We start from the raw sequence: 16,734 nt of genomic DNA on the forward strand, positions 1-16,734 counted from the left end.
GGAGCGGTGCCTAAGCCAGTCCCCATGCGGCAGATGCCGCAGATCGCGCACGTGGACGTCAACTGCTTCTACGCCTCCGCCGAGCGCGCCTTCGACCCCTCGCTGGAAGGCCGACCCCTGGTGGTGCTGTCCAACAACGACGGCTGTGCGGTGACACGCTCCCCCGAGGCGAAGGCCCTTAACATCGCCACCGGCGAACCGTGGTTCAAGCTCGCACCGAGGGCCAAGGAGTGGGGCCTGGTGGCCAAGTCCAGCAATTACGAGCTGTACGGGGACATCAGCTCACGGGTCATGGAACTGCTGGGCAGGTATTCGGCATGGTTGGAGGTATACAGCATCGACGAGGCCTTCCTGGGCGTGAAGGGCGGCCCAGACGACCTCCTGGTCCTGGGCCGCCGGATGAAAGAAGCGGTGCGGCGGCATGTCGGGGTGCCGGTCTGCGTGGGCATCGCCCCCACCAAGACCCTGGCCAAGCTCTGCAACAAATGGGCCAAGAACAATCCCGCTTTCGGGGGCGTCTGCCTCTGGGCGGCGGTACCGGCTGACGTCCGGGAACTCCTGATGACCCGGTTGCCTGTGGACGAGATCTGGGGCATTGCCGGCCGGTTGACCAGACGGCTCAACGTGCTGGGAATCTTCACGGTCCAGGACCTTGTCAGTGCGGATCCGGTCATGATCAGGGACAAGTTCTCGGTGGTGCTGATGCGCACCGTCCTGGAACTGCGGGGCACACCCTGCATCCCCATGGAGGAAGAGCGCATCGGCCGGGACCAGCTGATTTTCTCCCGCTCCTTCGCCACTCCGGTAACAACAGCCGCCGGGCTACGGGAGGTGTTCAGCGTTACGGGCAGCAGGCCAGCGCCAGGCTGTCCAAGCACGGCCTGCAGGCAAAGGTCCTGACGGCCTTCGCTGCCACCTCGCCCTTCCGGGACAACGAGCAGGCCTATCCGTCGGTGTGCGTCCCGCTGCCCATGCCCACCGCGGACCCGCTCCTGCTCACCCGGGCGGCGCACGCACTGCTGCCAAACATCAGGGAAGGGCTGAAGTACGCCAAGGCGGGCCTGATGCTCACCGACCTTCGGCCCACCGGCAACCAGCCACCGCTGGAGCCGTTCGAGAACCGGCACGAGGAGCGCGGCATCGGACCCCTGCTGGAACATGTGAGCCATCGCTTCGGGCGCGGCTCAATCGGGCTGGGACATGCGGGAATCAAATCGGGCCTGGACTGGTCCATGAAGCGTGGCATGCGCTCGCCCCGGTACACCACGCATTGGGACGAGCTCCCCGTAGTCAAGGCGGCATGAGGACCGGTTTTCCGCCGCCGGCCGGGGCTGGCGGCGGAACCTGTTCGCGCGCTAGGCCCGGGACCTGTTTTGAATGAAGTGGAAGATGAGGACGACCACTGCGATGACCAAAAGGATGTGGATGAGGCCGCCGCCAATATTTGCGAGCAGGCCGAGAAGCCAGAGAACGGCGATGATAATAGCGATCCAAAGCAACATGAGAATCTCCTACATTGTTTTTCGTTCGAATTGCTGATTGTTCAAGCCGGCGCTGCACCAAAAGCCGGCCGTAAGGAATCCACCCCTGCCTCTCGCTCCGGGCCCCCATGCCACATCTGTTCTTCACGCCCATATGACGTGATGATTATCACCATATTTCAGGAAGGGCCAACTGGAAACGGCATACCAAATGGAAATGGGAACGTGTCTCATCACCTCGCATCCGAGGGGCGGCGGATAAGACGTTCCGGGACGTTTCTTGACCCTCCGCGACGCCGTATTACATATCCGGGTCGCCCCGTGAACCCCCGCTACGGGATTGATTGTGGGACGGCCGGGCCATTCGTAATCTCGACTCAGCATCCGCCCCAGCAGAGGAGTTCCCATGGCCGACCAGCAGGACAAGAATTCGCAGAACCAGCAAAGTACAACCCGCATCGTTGCCGGGCAGGCAGCGGGATCCACACGCCCGCTCGGCCTGAAAATCGGCATCGCCGCAGCCGCCCTGGCCCTGATCGGCGGGGGTGCCGCCGTCGCGTCCGCCGTCAACAACGGCAGCACTGCACCAGCAGCCGACGTGGCGCCCACAGGCAACCCGGCGGCCGAGCTGAAGCTTGGCTACTTTGGCAATGTCACCCACGCCCCGGCCCTGGTGGGGGTCAGCAAGGGATTCATCGCCGATGAACTGGGCAGCACCAAGCTCAGCACCCAGGTGTTCAACGCCGGACCCGCCGCCATCGAAGCGCTGAACGCCGGCGCCATCGACGCCACCTACATCGGGCCGAACCCGGCCATCAACTCCTTCGTGAAGAGCCAGGGCGAATCCGTCAACATCATCGCCGGCGCCGCCGCCGGTGGAGCACAGCTGGTGGTCAAGCCGGAAATCACCTCTGCCGCAGACCTGTTGGGCAAGACCCTCGCGTCGCCGCAGCTCGGCGGGACGCAGGACGTGGCCCTGCGTGCGTGGCTTGCCACCCAGGGCTACAAGACCAACGTGGACGGCAGCGGGGACGTGGCCATCAACCCCACCGAGAACGCCCAGACTCTGAAGCTGTTCCAGGACGGCAAGCTCGACGGCGCGTGGTTGCCTGAACCATGGGCCTCACGGCTGGTGCTGACCGCCGGAGCGAAGGTCCTGGTCGATGAAAAGGACCTGTGGGATGGCAAGCTGTCCGGCAAGCCGGGCCAGTTCCCCACCACCATCCTGATCGTGAACCAGAAGTTCGCCGCCGACCACCCGGACACCGTCAAGGCTCTCCTGAAGGGGCATGTGAAGTCGGTCGATTGGCTGAACAGCGCTTCAGCCTCCGACAAGGCCACCGTCATCAATGCAGCACTGAAGGAAGCCGCCGGCGCCGAACTGAAGGCCGACGTCATCGACCGTTCACTGAAGAACATCGTGTTCACCGTGGACCCGCTCGCCGGAACCTACCAGAAGCTCCTGGCCGACGGCGTGACTGCCGGAACCACCAAGCAGGCGGACATCAACGGCATCTTCGACCTGCGGGCCCTCAACAGCGTCTCGGACGGGAAGACCTCCGCCGCCGGGCTCGGCAAGGAATAGGCATCGTCGACTGCTCCGTACCTGCCGTTTTGGGCCGTCAGAACGGCAGGCACGGAGCAATCGATTCCTGCGGAAATCCTGTGCATTTCCGGCGCTGAGGCTCGGGAGCACGCCACTAGGCTATGGAGGTTGGCCCGTGGCGGGCCGCGGGAGCCGGGGGGATGCCAATGCATGGTTACGGGAAGAGCAGCAGGTCAAGGCCGGACATCCCTGGCGAACTTGCCCCACCCAATGTTCGGCGTTCCCCCAGTGGACGGATCCCGCAATGGGCCATCGATGAGGCATTCGGCAAGGCGGAAACACCTCCTCCATGGCGCGCCGGGCCTCCCCGGCCTCGACGGAAGACGTCCTGGGCCTGGTCAAGGAAGCGAGGGCGGCCACAACGGTCGATGCAGTTCAAGACCGTGCTGGGGATCGTCCTGGTTGTCTGCTTGTACTTTTCACCGGCGCTCTTCGACCGCTTGGTTCTTCCGGTCGTGGCCCCCTATTTGCCGGGGGCGAAAATGCCGCCGCCGGGATACGAAGCCGCTTCGGCGCCTTTGGGCACGCCGCCGGCAAGCACAGGTTCCACGGCCTTTGTGCTGCAGGAGTCGCCGAGAGCAACCCAGCCCGTCATCGCCTACGACCCGTGCCGCCCGGTTCATTACGTTGTCCGTCCGGACAACGCGCTGCCAGGTGGCGACGTCCTGATCCGGGAGGCTGTGGCAGCAGTCTCCCAGGCCTCGGCGCTCCAGTTTGTCGACGACGGACCGACGACGGAAGCGCCGTCGGATGACCGTTCGGCCTTCCAGCCGGACCGCTACGGAAAGCGGTGGGTGCCGCTTCTCATTGCCTGGTCGACGCCTGCTGAGACCCCCGGCCTTGCAGGGAATGTGGCCGGCCTCGGCGGGAGCGCCTACGTGGAGGTCGCCGGCCAGCCGCTGGTCCTCGAAGCAGGGCAGGTGCGCCTTGATGCCCCTGACCTTGCCGGCATCATCGCCGGCAGGCCGGACGGGGCGGCCGAGGTGCGCGCCATCATCATGCACGAGCTCGGACACGTGCTGGGCCTGGACCACGTCAATGATGCGACCCAACTGATGTACGCCGAGAACATGGGCGTCAGGGACTTCGCTGCCGGTGACCGCGCGGGGCTTGCCCTGCTGGGCAGCGGACCGTGCGTCCCGCAGCTCTAGCGTCTCACTGCCTATAAGTGCGGCAAATAGTTGATATCGAAAAGCTTGTCTTCCCCAAATATATGAAGTACTTCACAGTGGTTACAGGACCTGCACCGACCGACCCGCAGCCAGTAACCAAAGGACTTCACCGTGGAAACTCCCCTCTCCCATCTTGCCCACCTCGAGATCACCAGCCCGGACGTTGAAGCCTCGGCCCGGTTCTACGAGGACAAGTTCGGCATGCGCATCATCGACCGCGCGGACGGCAACGTCTACCTCCGCTGCTGGGGCGATTACTACCGCTACAGCCTGGTTATCACCGAAGGCCCCGAAGCCTCGCTGGGCCAGATGGCATGGCGTACCAACTCGCAGGAAGCGCTCGAATCCGCGGCCCAGCGCATCGAAGCGACCGGGGTGCAGGGCACCTGGACCGCCGGTGGCCATGGCTTCGGCAAGGCCTACGAGTTCACCGGCCCCTATGGCCACCACATGCGCCTCTTTTACGAGGTGGACAAGTTCGTGGCCGAGGCGGGGTTCGAGTCGACCTACCCGGACCGCCCGGAGCGCCGCAGCAACCACGCGGCAGCCCCCCGTTTCCTGGACCACGTCACGGTGGCCTGCTCCGATGTGCGCGGCTTCGCCAAGTGGTACAACGAAGCCCTCGGATTCCGCGTCATGGCCTTCGTGGACCTGGACGAAGCCCCCATCACGGTCTTCTCCGTCCTCACCACCAATGAAAAGTCCCACGACCTGGGCGTGGTGGCTGACACCTCCGGCCGCCCCGGCCGCGTCAACCACATCGCCTTCTGGGTGGACACCACCGAGGACCTGCTCCGCACCGCGGACGTCATGATGGAGCACGGCACCCCGATGGAGTACGGCCCCTCCATCCACGGCGTGGGCGAGCAGAATTTCCTGTACTTCCGTGAGCCGTCAGGGCTGCGCGTCGAGCTGAACTCCGGCGGCTACCGGAACTACGTCCCGGACTGGGAGGCCAACACCTGGAAGCCGTCCGAAGGCTCCAACAACTTCTACAAGAACGGCGCCATGCCGCATTCGATGACCGAGTCCTTCCCGCCGGCCGAAGGCTTCACCGCCACCGAGGAAGGCGCCTCTCCCGAAATGAAGGAAGCCCTCCTGAACCCCTACGCCAAGCACGGCCGGGGCTGACACCATGGCAGACGCACAGTACGCACTCGTCCGCTTCCAGGAAGCCGGGGACAGCAAGGCCCGCGCGGGCCTGCTGGTCGCTGACCGTGTCCTGCCGCTGGACGGGGACATCAACTCCCTGATCGAGCACTGGGACACCACCGAAGCCCAACTGGATGCCCTCGCCGCCTCCGCGGGCGGTGGCACCGGCTTCGCAGCCGCCGACGTCGAGATCCTTGCTCCCGTGGAGCCCGCCCAGATCCTCCAGACCGGGGCGAACTACCGCAAGCACGTGGTCGACCTCGCCGTGGCGCACCGCGAACCGGGCGAAGACGCGGAAGAGGTGCGTGCCGCGACGGCAGCCATGATGGACAAGCGCGCGGGCCAGGGCACGCCGTACTTCTTCATCGGACTTCCGACGGCGGTCGCCTCCGCCACGGACGACCTCACCCTCCCGTCCTATTCCAAGTCCCACGACTGGGAGCTGGAACTGGCGGCCGTGATCGGGAAGACGGCGTTCCGGGTCACCCCCGAAGAAGCGCTGGACCATGTCTTTGGCTACACCATGGTCAACGACATCACCACCCGCGAGTACGTCTTCCGGAAGGACATGCCCGCCATCGGCTCGGACTGGTACCGCGCCAAGAACGCCCCCGGCTTCCTGCCCACCGGCCCGCTGCTGGTGCCCGCCAAATTCTTCGGCGACCCCCAGGACGTCCAGGTGACGCTCAAGCTCAACGGCAAGGCCATGCAGGACGAATCCACGTCCGACATGATCTTCGGCGTGGCCAAGCTGGTCAGCGAAGCCTCCCAGATCATGCCGCTGCGCCCCGGGGACCTGGTGCTCACCGGCAGCCCCGCCGGCAACGGCCAGCACTGGGGCCGGCTCCTCCAGGAGGGCGACGTCATGGAAGGCACCATCACCGGACTGGGCACCCAGCGCATCCTCTGCAAGGACGAACCCGCCACCGAAAGCAGCAAGCAGTGACCACCCAGGACACAGCAACCGGCACCGGGGAATCAACCGATTCCCCGGTTATCCGGCGTGAAGATCCGCTCGGCAGCATCCGCGCCATGGCAGCTGCCCACAACAACTGGGGCCGCTGGGGCCAGGATGACGTCCTGGGCACCCTGAACTTCATCGACGCCGCCAAGCGCCTCGAGGCTGCGGCGCTGGTGAAGACGGGGGAGGCATTCTCACTCTCCCAACCGTTCGATACCAACGGACCGCAAAAAGGCTGGCGCCGCCGCACGAATCCCGTCCACACCATGACGGACACAGGGGTGGATGCCGAGCGCGGCAACCAGGGCTTCCCGCACGGCTTCGGCGGCGCCGACGACGTGATCGCCATGCCGCTCCAGTGCTCCACGCAGTGGGACGGACTGGGCCACATCTTCGACCGGGGCAAGGCCTGGAACGGCCGGGCCGCCGGCGACGTGGTCACCTCTGAAGGCGACCTGGTGACCGGCATCGAGACCGCCGCGGCGAAGATCGTCACCCGCGGTGTCCTGCTCGACGTCGGGCGCGCGCTCGGACCCGGACTGGGACGGAACGACGGCGAACTGCCCGACGGCTTCGCCATCACCCCCGAGCACCTCGAGCGGACCATCGAACTCCAGGGGCCCAGCTCCGAGGTGCGGCGCGGAGACATCGTGGTGATCCGTACCGGGCAATACACCCGGGTGCGCCGCGACGGCTGGGGCGACTATGCCGGCGGCTCGGCCCCCGGGCTGTCCTTCAGCACGGCGCCCTGGCTGCACCGCAGCGAGATCGCCGGGATCGCCACGGACACCTGGGGTTTCGAGGTCCGGCCGAACGAGTTCGACGGCGCATTCCAGCCACTCCACCAGATCGCCATCCCCAACCTGGGCCTGTTCCTGGGCGAGATGTGGGACCCGGACGCATTGGCGGAGGCATGCGCGGCGGACGGCAGGTACGACTTCCTGCTGACCGCAGCACCACTCCCCATTACCGGGGCCGTGGGATCGCCGGTCAACCCGATCGCCGTCAGGTAGCTTTCACTACAACAAACCACCAGCAGGATCGCCGTCAATACAAAGGAGTCAGCGATGGCAGCAGTACAGAACGTCGGAATCGTGGGGGCAGGTGCAGCCGGGCTGGCTACCGCCATCCTCCTGGCTGACGCCGGAATCCAGGTGGAAGTCCTGGAAAGGGCAGACGCCCCGCAGACCCTGGGATCCGGCATCACGCTGCAGGGAAACGCCCTCCGGATCCTCCGCCGGCTCGGCGTCTGGGACCAGGTGGAGGCCAAGGGTTACGGCTTCAGCACCCTGGGCCTGCGCGCCCCGGACCCGGCAGGCACCGTCCTTGCGGTCCTCGAAGACATCCGCACCGGCGGCGACGACCTCCCCGCCACCATGGGCATGTACCGTCCGGACCTGACGGCCATCCTCCGTGAACGGGCGGAACGGGCGGGCGCCCGGATCAGCTACGGGAAGACAGTCACGGGAATAGCGGACGACGGCGCGTCCGTCACCGTCAGCACCGCCGACGGCGGCACCGCGTCCTACGACCTCCTGATTGGCGCCGACGGCCTGCACTCCGCGGTCCGCAAGGCCATCGGCATCGACGTCGAGCCCAAGTCCACCGGCATGGGCATCTGGCGCGCCTTCGTGCCGCGGCCGGAGGAGGTGGTCCGCACCGACCTGACCTACGGCGGCCCCTGCTTCATCGCCGGCTACTGCCCCACCGGCCCGGACACCATCTACGCCTACCTGGTGGAGAAGGCCCAGGAACGCAAGCACGAGGACGGCCCCCGCATCATGGCTGAACTCGCCGCAGCCTACGGCGGGCCGTGGAACGAAATCCGCGCCAACCTGGACCACAGCGCCCGCATCAACTACACGTGGTTCACCACCCACCTCGTCGACGGTCCGTGGAACCGCGGCCGCACCGTCATCATTGGCGATGCCGCGCACAGCTGCCCGCCCACGGTGGCGCAGGGCGCGGCCATGGCGCTGGAGGACGCCGCCGTCCTGGCCGAACTGCTGATCGACGCCGACCACGTCACCGAAACCCTGTTCAAGGAGTTCACCGACCGCCGGCTGGAGCGGGCCACGGCAGTAGTCAACGCCTCCGTCCAGCTGGGCCAGTGGATGCTTGACGGCGTCCGGGACGCCGACGTAACGGGCCTGATGCACGGCCTCTCGGTGATGCTGAAGGAGCCGGCATGAGCACCGGCTCCGACGGTAATCCCACGGTGGACGTCCACGCCCACATCCTGCTTCCTGCCCTCCAGCAACTGGTGGCAGAAGCCGACCCCGACGGCTTCGGCGCCCAGCAGTCCCTGGAGGTGCGGCGCAACGGACCTGAGTCGATGGCGGCATCAGGCAGGATGATCAAGGAACGGTGGCCGCAGCTGACGGACCTGGACCGCCGGCTTGCCGATATGGACGCCCAGGGCGTGGACGTGCAGCTGGTCTCGCCGTCGCCGTCGCACTTTTACTACTTCGCGGGCGAGGAACTGGCGCTGGAGCTGGCAAAGCAGGCCAACCAGGCAGTCCGTGACTTCGTGGACCGGGCCCCGGAACGGCTCAACGGGCTGGGCCTGGTCCCGCTCCAGCACCCCGGCCTAATGGTCGAAGCCCTGGACCACGCTGTGCTGGAGTGCGGCCTGCTGGGCGTCGAGATCGGCTCCTTCGCCGCCACCCCCGCGGACCCGGAGCGCGGCACGGTTGAGCTCTCGGACCCACGGCTGGAGGCCTTCTGGTCCCGGGCGGAGGAGCTGGGCGCGCTGGTGTTCCTGCACCCGTTCGGCTGCTCCCTGGATGAGCGGCTGGACCGGTTCTACCTGGCCAACACCGTCTCCCAGCCCGCCGAAAACGCCGTGGCCCTGTCCCACCTGGTCTTCAGCGGCGTCCTGGACCGCCACCCTGGCCTCAAGGTCCTGGCGGCGCACGGGGGCGGCTACCTGCCCACCACCCTGGGCCGCTCCGATCATGCCTGGCGGGTCCGGCCCGAGGCGCATGGGTGCGCCGAGCCGCCGTCGTCCTACCTGAAGAGGCTCTACTTCGACTCGCTGGTGCACAGCGCGGCCGAACTGCGGGCGCTTGTGGCCGCGGCAGGCCCCGGGCAGGTGCTGCTCGGCTCCGACTACCCGTTCGACATGGGCTCGGACCAGCCCGTGGCGGAGGTCGTTGAAGCACAGCTCCCGTCGGACCACCGGGCCAGCGTACTGGCCGGAAACGCCGCAGCGCTGGGCATTACGCCCGCTTCAGTCCGCACCGCCAGCCACCCAGCCTAAGGAACAGATTCATGGTCAAGATCGCCCGTTGGAACCACGACGGCGGGACGCAGTCCGGCTTTGTTGACGGCGGTACCTGCTACGTCCTGCCCCAGGGCCAGGACGTGCAGACGCTGCTCGACGCCGGACTGGACAAGGCGCTGGATGTTGCCCGGCACACCATTGGGTACGGTCCTGCCGTTCCCTTGGCGGACGTGCGGCTGCTCGCCCCGCTGGCGCCTGCCACCATCCGCGACTTCGTGGCGTTTGAGGAGCACGTGGAAGGCGTCCGGAAGAGCATCGACGGCGTGGCCGGGGTGGTTCCCGAGTGGTATGAGGCGCCCACGTTCTACTTCACCAACCCGCACACGGTGACCGGGACCGGCGAGGTGATTGGCATTCCGGCCGGCTGCACGGACCTGGACTTCGAAACAGAGGTGGCAGCCGTCGTCGGCCGCGTTCCCGGCAGCGACGGGCGGAACCTGACCGCAGAAGAAGCGCACCGGCACATCTTTGGCTACACCGTACTCAACGACTGGTCCGCCCGGGACCTCCAGCGCCGGGAAATGAAGGTCAGCCTGGGCCCCTGCAAGGGCAAGGACTTCGCCAACACCCTGGGGCCCTGGATTGTCACCGCCGACGAATTCGAGGACGGGCACGATGCCGAGGGGTTCCTGCCCATCTCCATGTCCGTGCACGTCAACGGAGAACAGATAGGCCAGGACCTGCTCTCCAACATGGGCTGGCCATTCGCCGAGCTGGTGGCCTACGCCTCCCAGGACTCTGTGGTGCGCCCTGGCGACGTGCTGGGCTCAGGCACCTGCGGGAGCGGCTGCCTGGCCGAGCTGTGGGGGCGCAACGGCGCCCAGACTCCCCCGCCGCTCAAGACCGGCGACGTGGTCCGGATGACCGTGGAGGGCATCGGCACCATCGAAAACACTGTCGGTGACCGGCGCGAGGCCGTGACATTGGTCCGGGCCCGCACCTGGCCGCGGAACCGCAGCATCCAGCCGGCCCCCGTGGCCTCCCCCTAAAGGAGAACTGAGAATGACAGGTCAACCGTTGAGGGTCGGCATCTTTGGAACCGGCGGCATCGCCGAACGGGCCATGGTGGAACCCTCCACCCTCGTCGACAGTGTGCAGGTCATCGCGGTCGGCTCCCGCGACCCTGAGCGCGCCCGGGCCTTTGCCGACCGGTTCGGGATTGAGGCGGCCGGTGACTACGCCAGCGTGATGGCGAATCCCGACGTCGACCTCGTATATGTGGCAATCCCGCCGACGGCCCATGCGCAGTGGGCGGTCGCCGCGCTGCGCGCAGGCAAACACATTCTTTGCGAAAAGCCGCTCTCCGCCAACGGAACCGACGCGCGGGCCATTGCCGACGCTGCCGAGGCCACAGGTCGCTCGGCGTTCGTCGGATTCCATTACCGGCTTCACTCGTTCACCCAGCGGCTGCTCGACGTGATCGGATCGGGTGTGCTCGGCGACATCGACGACGCCTCGATCGACTTCAGCATCCCCCACTTTGTGGTGAAGCCCGGCAACATCAGGCTGAACGGCGACCTGGGCGGCGGGGCCGTGATGGACGTCGGCTGCTACGCCATCGACCTCCTGCGGGCGGCATGGGGCGAGGCGCACGTCGTATCGTCGTCGGCCCGGCTGTACGACGGCGATCCCCGCGTTGACATGCAGACCGATTTCGTGCTGGCGTTCGATACGGGCATCAGAGCACGGGTCCGGGCCTCGTTCTTGGGCGATGACAAAGGCCAAATGTCGCTGACCATCGTCGGCTCCGCAGCCACCCTGCACGCGACCAGCGTCATCGTTCCGCAGTGGGGAGCCACGCTGCGCGTCACCGCCGGCGAGAACCTACTCATCGACGAAAAGGCCATGGAGGGTGAATCGAGTTACGTCGCCCAGCTTGAGCACCTCGTGGACGTGCTCGCCAGCGATGGCCCGTCACCCCTCACGGCAGCGCACGCCACGGCCACGATGGCCCTCGTCGACGACGTCTACCGCGCAGCGGGGCTGCAGCCCCGCTGAGGTGCCGCCCAAACTTGCACCCCACCGTCGCCACGGTCATGCCGTGCCCCTGCAGCCCATCTGTCAGCCCGGCAGCACAGCCGACCAGCCGCCGTCCACCATCAGGTTCGCTCCCGTCACGTAGGACGCTTCATCGGACGCCAGGAACAGCGCGCAGGCGGCCACTTCCTCCGGTGCGCCGATCCGCCCCAGCGGGATGCTGCCGGCGATGGTCCGCATGGGGTGGTCGGCAGCGAGGAGGTTGCCCTCTGTGGCAGCGGTGCGGATCATTCCAGGGCTGACGGCGTTCACGCGCAGCCCATGCGGCGCCCCTTCGGCAGCCAACTGCTTGGTCATGGCCACCACTGCGCCCTTGGTGGCGGTGTGTGCCAGCCGGCCGTTGGTCATGGACCCGGTGACGCCTGCCGTGGAACCCACCAACACGATGGCCGCGTTGTGTGCCTGGACCAGCTGCGGCCAGAAGTACTTTACGGGCAGGAACACCACGTCCATTTCGTGTTCAACGTTCCACTTCCAGTCGGCGTACGTGAGCTCCTCGACGGGGGCGAACCGGGTGACGGCGGCGTTGGCGTACAGGATGTGGACCTGGCCGTGCTGCGCTGCGACGCCTGATGCCCAGGCAGCCACCGCTGCCTCGTCGGGCAGGTCCACCCGCGCACTGCTCATATGCCCGCCGCCGGCGGTGACCGCCGCAACCGTGGCCGCGGCGCCGTCGTCATCCATGTCGCAGCCCACCACGTACGCTCCTGCCTCGGCGAAGGCCAGCGCGGCGGCCCTCCCCTGGCCGCTGGCCGTTCCGGTGATGACGGCGGTCTTGCCGGCCAGGCGTTGGGTGGAAACGGGCATAAGGAGTCCTTCCGAAGGGTCTTTCTTTAAGACTCTTGCAGGGAAGGTCCGTGCCGGGAACGGCGTTCCGGGTCTAGGTGGTATCTGCCGTGTGGATAATGAGCGGATGCGTGGTGGCTGGAAACAGCTCTTCCAGCCGGGAGCAGGAACGCTGGACCACCGAGCGCAGCCACACGCTGGCGGGGTCTTCGGCCTGCGACGGGTGCCAGTACATGGCTTCCACCAGCGATGCCTCCGCGTCGCCGTCAAGCCGGAGGACAGCGATGTTGGCTCCCCGCTGGGCCCGTGCCGCGAGCATCCCGGGCACCAGGGCCACCAGGTCTGTTCCCTCCACCAGCAGCGGGAGGGACAGGAACCCCGCCACCACTGCGGCCACCCGGCGTTGTATGCCGCGTGCCTCGAACAGCCTGTCCGCCGGCGTGCTGATCCCCTCGCCAAAGTAGCCGACGGCGTGAGGCACCGTGGCGAGGTCGTCGAGGGCCAGGCTGGGCTGCTGCAGCAGCGGGTTGCCGGCGTCGACGACCGCCACGAAGCTGTCCCGGAACACCTGCTTGCTCAGGCCCTGCATCCGGTAGCCGGTGGGTCCCACGAGCAGGTCGATCTTTGCATAGTCCGCCAACTGGCCCTGGAAGCCCGTGGTGGGAACGAAATCGACGGACACACCCGGGGCCTCATCCCGAAGGATCCCGCGCAGCGGACCCACAATCAGCGCTGCGGCGTAGTCGGACGCCGCGATGACGAACTCACGCTCGCTGGTGGCAGGATCAAAGCCGGACCGGATCCGGGTGGCGCGCTGGATGTGCAGCATTGCCTCGTCAACCAAGGGCACCAGGGACTGCGCGAAGGGCGTGAGGTCGTAGGTGCGGCCGTTGCGGACCAGGAGCTCGTCGTCGAAATGGCGTCTCAGCCTGGCCATCGCGGCACTCGTGGCGGGTTGGCTGAGCTGGAGCCGCTCCGCGGCCCTGGTGATGTTCCGCAACTCCAGCAGGACCTGGAGGTGGGGCAGCAGGTTCAGGTCCAGGTTCTTCATACCCACAGGTTATCCATGCCCTGCCGGTGCGGCGGCGCAGGCCGGGCGCCGCCGCACCGTGGATGCTCCTGGTCTATGAAAGCTCCTTCGCGATCTTCCGTGCCCCGCGGACGGCGATGGCCACGCTCATCAGCGTGGGGTTCATGGCCGTGGCCGTCGGGATGAGCGCGTTCCCGCCCACCACCAGGTTCTCGTAGCCCCACACCCTGGACCATGGATCAGCCACCGAGGTACCGTCGTCGGTCTCCCCCATCCGCATGGTGCCTTGGTAGTGCAGGCTGGAGCCGTTGGGCATGAGCCGGGGTTCCGCCACAAAGACGCCCAGCGCCTTTCCGGCACGGCGGAGCCGCTCGGTGGCCTCCGCGATTTCCTTTTCCTCCCGCTCGGTGAGGGCGTACTCGATGGTCATGTTCGGGAAGCCGCGGTAGTCCTGCTCGTCCTCATCGAAGGTGACCGCATCCTCGTAGCGGGGATGCTTGCGCATGCCGTAGCCCATGTTCACGTAGCCCCACCGGTTGTCGGAGTACGGGGTGCCCGGCTCCATGGGGAAGGGTGTCGACTCGGAGTACATCACCTGGACGGAGAATGGGTGCTCCGGTTCGGAGAACGGGATGCGGTTCACGGCCGCCACCGGGTCCGCCGGGTTCTGGGCACGCCGGGCCAGTTCGGCGTCGAGGTCTTCCTCGGTGGCAAACTGCTTCATTTTGTCGGCGTCCAGGGCGACAGTGGAGATCACCACGGGGTGTTCGGTCAGGTAGTGGCCCAGGGCCCTGGGCCTGACGCCGGAGGCCCACAGGAGCTGCGGGGAGCGGAAGGCGTCGGCCGCTACCACCACCACGTCCGCCGGAACAAAGGACTCCGCCCCCGTGCGCAGATCCTGCACGGTGACCCCGGTGGCCCGGTTTCCGTCGAGTTCAACCCGGCGGACCAGGGTGAGGTCGCGGAGTTCGAACCGCTGTGAGAGCGCGTTGCCGGGGTCGATCAACGGCCCGAGGACGACGTCGGCCCCCGCCCAGCGCACGGACCCGTCGGGTTGCGGGTCACCGGCCACCGGAAGGGTGCCCACCCCGTAGCCGTCGGGCAGCTCGGCGCCGAACTCTTCGTCGAGGAGGGAGAGGATGGCTTCGCCGACCTTGGAGTCCGCGAAGGCTGCACTGTGGACGTGCAGGAGGCCCTTGGCCGCTTCAATCAGGCCGTCCCACTCGTCGTCGGCAATGAAGGGGATCTTTTCGCTGAACGCGGGCGACGGCGTCGCGCAGGTCCAGTGCGCGCCCTGGCCGCCAACGTTGGTGGCGGCAGCCGCCGCCGGGAAGGACGGCGCATGGGCTGAGCCTGTTCCGCCGAAGTCCAGCAGGTGGGTGCCCTGGCGCGCGGTGAACATGCCCTCGGCCACTGTTGCTGCCGGGATGCCGAGGGACTCCCGGAACGCCCCGGCCTGCGGTCCCTGCGACATTTCCCGGGCGCGTGCTTTCTCGGCCGGGTCCGGGATGTTCCGGACGCTCTCGCCGGGAACGGCTGTCAGTTGCGGCCCGGCTTCGAACATCACCACCCGGGCGGTGGGGACTTGCTCCAGCAGCAGGCGGGCGTAGGTGGAACCAATGGGTCCGCTGCCGACGACGGCAATGGTGGGGTTGGACATGATGTCTCCTTTGAGATCAGGCCGGGAGGGTTTCGGAAGGTGCGTGTGCGGGGACGGGTTCGTCGGACAGGCGGCCGTGCGGGAGCAGGACTGCCGCCAGGATGCCCAGGGCGTAGGCGCAGGCAAGGGCGATGAAGATGGGTGTGAAGACGGATGAGTAGATCTGGGCGACGTCGGCTTGGACCGCCGGTGACGCTTGGTGTACCTGCTGCGGGGTGAGGGTGGAGGCGTCCAGCCCCGCCGGCAGGAGGGCCGCGACCCCGGAGCCGATGACGCCGCCGATGACCGCCGTCGCCACGGTTGATCCCACCTGCCGGACCAGGTTGATGGTTGCGGTGATGGTGCCGGTCTGGCCTGCGGGGACGGCGCCTTGGACCACGGCCACGATGAGGCTCATGAACGCCCCGGTGCCCAGGCCCACGGCACCCATCACGATCATGGGCGCCCACAGCGGGAGGCCGGCCGGGAGCAGCGCCATCACCAGCAGGGCCACGGCTCCCAGCACCGTTCCGCCGACCGGGAAGATCCGGTAACGCCCGGTGCGGCTGGCCAGCCAGCCCGTGAGGAGGTTGCTGATCAGCATGCCGAAGACGGTGGCGATGGGAACCAGCCCGGACACCGTAGCCGAGGTCCGGTAGGCCATCTGGAAGTAGGTGGGCAGGTAGGCGGTGATGGAGAAGAAGCCGACGCCGATGATCGCCGAGAGTGCCGTACCGGCAGCAATGGTGCGGTTGGCGAAGAAGTGCAGCGGAATGATGGGCTCAGGTGCCCGCCGCTCGATCAGGAAAAAGGCGATAAAGCCCGCGATGCTGGCCGCGAGCGCGCTTCCGGCCGCAGGACCGCCGTCCCTTTCCGCGGCCCAGGAGGCGGCAAGGACGAGCGCCACCAGCGCGGAGGTAAAGACGGCGGAGCCGGCGATGTCGAAGTGCCGGGGCGCCGGGCCCGGTTCCAGGTGGGGAACGGCCACCAGTGCCAGGGCGAACGCAGCGGCGCCCACCGGGATGTTGATCCAGAAGACCCACTGCCAGCCCCAGTAATCGGTGATGGCACCGCCCACCACCGGGCCTACCAGGATGGCGATGGGAAAAGCCGCCCCGATGATTGCCATGTAGCGGGGCCGCTCCCGCTGCGTGGTCACGCGGGCGATGATGGTCTGCGACATGAGCTGCAGGCCCGCCGAGCTCATGCCCTGGAGGACACGGGCGGCAATGAGCCACGCGATGTCCGTGGCAAAACCGCAGGCCAGGGATGCGGCCAGGAACATCACCAGGGAAACAAGGAAGATCCGCCGGGCGCCGAGGACATCGCCGAGCCTGCCGAGCACGGGCAGCAGCACCGTGCTGGCCAGGGTGTAGCCCACCACCACCCAGCTCATCAGCTGCAGGGCACCCAGCTCTCCGGAAATGGTGGCAAGGGATGTGGAGACAACTGTGTGGTCCAGTGCCCCGAGGAACGAGACAGTGAGCAGGGAGGTGGTGAGGAGGCGAAGTTTTACAGGTGATAGTTGCATAGTGGTCTGTCCGAACGATCGGACCGTCGACGCGACGTGGTGTGCCCCCGGCG

General features: G+C 67.2%; 14 protein-coding genes and 1 pseudogene. 10 read left to right on the forward strand and 5 right to left on the reverse strand.

The window, feature by feature from the left end; genetic code table 11:
• Nucleotides 1-24: 24 nt before the first annotated feature.
• A pseudogene (locus NIBR502771_RS04355) lies at nt 25-1,304 on the forward strand (Y-family DNA polymerase).
• 51 nt (nt 1,305-1,355) lie between these two features.
• Here the strand turns inward: NIBR502771_RS04355 and NIBR502771_RS04360 are convergent.
• The gene (locus NIBR502771_RS04360; protein ID WP_141158652.1) at nt 1,356-1,502 is read right to left on the reverse strand and encodes a lmo0937 family membrane protein; all 147 of its coding nucleotides are present in this window, start codon (nt 1,500-1,502) and stop codon (nt 1,356-1,358) included.
• Between the two features lie 385 nt (nt 1,503-1,887).
• Here NIBR502771_RS04360 and NIBR502771_RS04365 point away from each other — a divergent pair, with 385 nt between their 5' ends.
• The 9 genes from NIBR502771_RS04365 (at nt 1,888) to NIBR502771_RS04405 (ending at nt 11,656) form a co-directional block, all read left to right on the forward strand.
• The gene (locus NIBR502771_RS04365) at nt 1,888-3,066 is read left to right on the forward strand and encodes an ABC transporter substrate-binding protein (RefSeq protein WP_141158653.1); all 1,179 of its coding nucleotides are present in this window, start codon (nt 1,888-1,890) and stop codon (nt 3,064-3,066) included.
• Nucleotides 3,067-3,455: 389 nt separating this feature from the next.
• Nucleotides 3,456-4,238: a matrixin family metalloprotease gene (locus NIBR502771_RS04370; protein WP_246839810.1), complete on the forward strand. Its 783-nt coding sequence runs from the start codon at nt 3,456-3,458 to the stop codon at nt 4,236-4,238.
• Nucleotides 4,239-4,370: 132 nt separating this feature from the next.
• Nucleotides 4,371-5,390 (forward strand): VOC family protein, encoded by a 1,020-nt coding sequence (locus NIBR502771_RS04375; RefSeq protein WP_141158654.1) that lies wholly within the window; start codon nt 4,371-4,373, stop codon nt 5,388-5,390.
• A 4-nt stretch (nt 5,391-5,394) separates the two neighbouring features.
• Nucleotides 5,395-6,357 carry a fumarylacetoacetate hydrolase family protein gene (locus NIBR502771_RS04380; RefSeq protein ID WP_141158655.1) on the forward strand — a complete coding sequence of 321 codons (963 nt, stop codon included), beginning with the start codon at nt 5,395-5,397 and terminating at the stop codon, nt 6,355-6,357.
• The gene (locus NIBR502771_RS04385) at nt 6,354-7,385 is read left to right on the forward strand and encodes a cyclase family protein (RefSeq protein ID WP_141158656.1); all 1,032 of its coding nucleotides are present in this window, start codon (nt 6,354-6,356) and stop codon (nt 7,383-7,385) included. The genes NIBR502771_RS04380 and NIBR502771_RS04385 overlap by 4 nt, the downstream gene beginning before the upstream one ends.
• 54 nt (nt 7,386-7,439) lie before the next feature.
• Nucleotides 7,440-8,564 carry an FAD-dependent oxidoreductase gene (locus NIBR502771_RS04390; RefSeq protein WP_141158657.1) on the forward strand — a complete coding sequence of 375 codons (1,125 nt, stop codon included), beginning with the start codon at nt 7,440-7,442 and terminating at the stop codon, nt 8,562-8,564.
• On the forward strand, nt 8,561-9,634 hold the full coding sequence (locus NIBR502771_RS04395; RefSeq protein ID WP_141158658.1) for an amidohydrolase family protein: 1,074 nt from the start codon (nt 8,561-8,563) through the stop codon (nt 9,632-9,634). Before NIBR502771_RS04390 ends, NIBR502771_RS04395 begins: the two co-directional genes overlap by 4 nt.
• An 11-nt stretch (nt 9,635-9,645) precedes the next feature.
• Complete coding sequence (locus tag NIBR502771_RS04400; protein ID WP_141158659.1) at nt 9,646-10,647, forward strand: fumarylacetoacetate hydrolase family protein; 1,002 nt, start codon at nt 9,646-9,648, stop codon at nt 10,645-10,647.
• Nucleotides 10,648-10,660: 13 nt separating this feature from the next.
• On the forward strand, nt 10,661-11,656 hold the full coding sequence (locus NIBR502771_RS04405; RefSeq protein ID WP_141158660.1) for a Gfo/Idh/MocA family protein: 996 nt from the start codon (nt 10,661-10,663) through the stop codon (nt 11,654-11,656).
• 63 nt (nt 11,657-11,719) lie between these two features.
• Here the strand turns inward: NIBR502771_RS04405 and NIBR502771_RS04410 are convergent, their stop codons facing one another.
• From NIBR502771_RS04410 to NIBR502771_RS04425, 4 genes are all read right to left on the reverse strand, one after another.
• Nucleotides 11,720-12,502, reverse strand: coding sequence for an SDR family NAD(P)-dependent oxidoreductase (locus NIBR502771_RS04410; protein ID WP_141158661.1), 783 nt, complete (start codon nt 12,500-12,502; stop codon nt 11,720-11,722).
• A gap of 73 nt (nt 12,503-12,575) precedes the next feature.
• Entirely contained in the window at nt 12,576-13,532 is a 957-nt protein-coding gene (locus NIBR502771_RS04415; RefSeq protein WP_141158662.1) for a LysR family transcriptional regulator, read from the reverse strand.
• Nucleotides 13,533-13,605: 73 nt separating this feature from the next.
• The gene (locus tag NIBR502771_RS04420; RefSeq protein ID WP_141158663.1) at nt 13,606-15,171 is read right to left on the reverse strand and encodes a GMC oxidoreductase; all 1,566 of its coding nucleotides are present in this window, start codon (nt 15,169-15,171) and stop codon (nt 13,606-13,608) included.
• 16 nt (nt 15,172-15,187) lie between these two features.
• Entirely contained in the window at nt 15,188-16,681 is a 1,494-nt protein-coding gene (locus NIBR502771_RS04425) for an MFS transporter (RefSeq protein ID WP_141158664.1), read from the reverse strand.
• Between the last annotated feature and the right edge of the window lie 53 nt (nt 16,682-16,734).

Source organism: Pseudarthrobacter sp. NIBRBAC000502771 (assembly GCF_006517215.1).
Classification (GTDB): domain Bacteria; phylum Actinomycetota; class Actinomycetes; order Actinomycetales; family Micrococcaceae; genus Arthrobacter; species Arthrobacter niigatensis.

What these genes read in the sequence shown, in the direction of transcription:
- NIBR502771_RS04390 (WP_141158657.1), top strand. Translation starts at nt 7,440, where the DNA reads ATGGCAGCAGTACAGAACGTCGGAATCGTGGGGGCAGGTGCAGCCGGG.
- NIBR502771_RS04400 (WP_141158659.1), top strand. Translation starts at nt 9,646, where the DNA reads ATGGTCAAGATCGCCCGTTGGAACCACGACGGCGGGACGCAGTCCGGC.
- NIBR502771_RS04395 (WP_141158658.1), top strand. Translation starts at nt 8,561, where the DNA reads ATGAGCACCGGCTCCGACGGTAATCCCACGGTGGACGTCCACGCCCAC.
- NIBR502771_RS04425 (WP_141158664.1), bottom strand. Translation starts at nt 16,681, where the DNA reads ATGCAACTATCACCTGTAAAACTTCGCCTCCTCACCACCTCCCTGCTC.
- NIBR502771_RS04410 (WP_141158661.1), bottom strand. Translation starts at nt 12,502, where the DNA reads ATGCCCGTTTCCACCCAACGCCTGGCCGGCAAGACCGCCGTCATCACC.
- NIBR502771_RS04360 (WP_141158652.1), bottom strand. Translation starts at nt 1,502, where the DNA reads ATGTTGCTTTGGATCGCTATTATCATCGCCGTTCTCTGGCTTCTCGGC.
- NIBR502771_RS04415 (WP_141158662.1), bottom strand. Translation starts at nt 13,532, where the DNA reads ATGAAGAACCTGGACCTGAACCTGCTGCCCCACCTCCAGGTCCTGCTG.
- NIBR502771_RS04380 (WP_141158655.1), top strand. Translation starts at nt 5,395, where the DNA reads ATGGCAGACGCACAGTACGCACTCGTCCGCTTCCAGGAAGCCGGGGAC.
- NIBR502771_RS04405 (WP_141158660.1), top strand. Translation starts at nt 10,661, where the DNA reads ATGACAGGTCAACCGTTGAGGGTCGGCATCTTTGGAACCGGCGGCATC.
- NIBR502771_RS04370 (WP_246839810.1), top strand. Translation starts at nt 3,456, where the DNA reads ATGCAGTTCAAGACCGTGCTGGGGATCGTCCTGGTTGTCTGCTTGTAC.
- NIBR502771_RS04365 (WP_141158653.1), top strand. Translation starts at nt 1,888, where the DNA reads ATGGCCGACCAGCAGGACAAGAATTCGCAGAACCAGCAAAGTACAACC.
- NIBR502771_RS04420 (WP_141158663.1), bottom strand. Translation starts at nt 15,171, where the DNA reads ATGTCCAACCCCACCATTGCCGTCGTCGGCAGCGGACCCATTGGTTCC.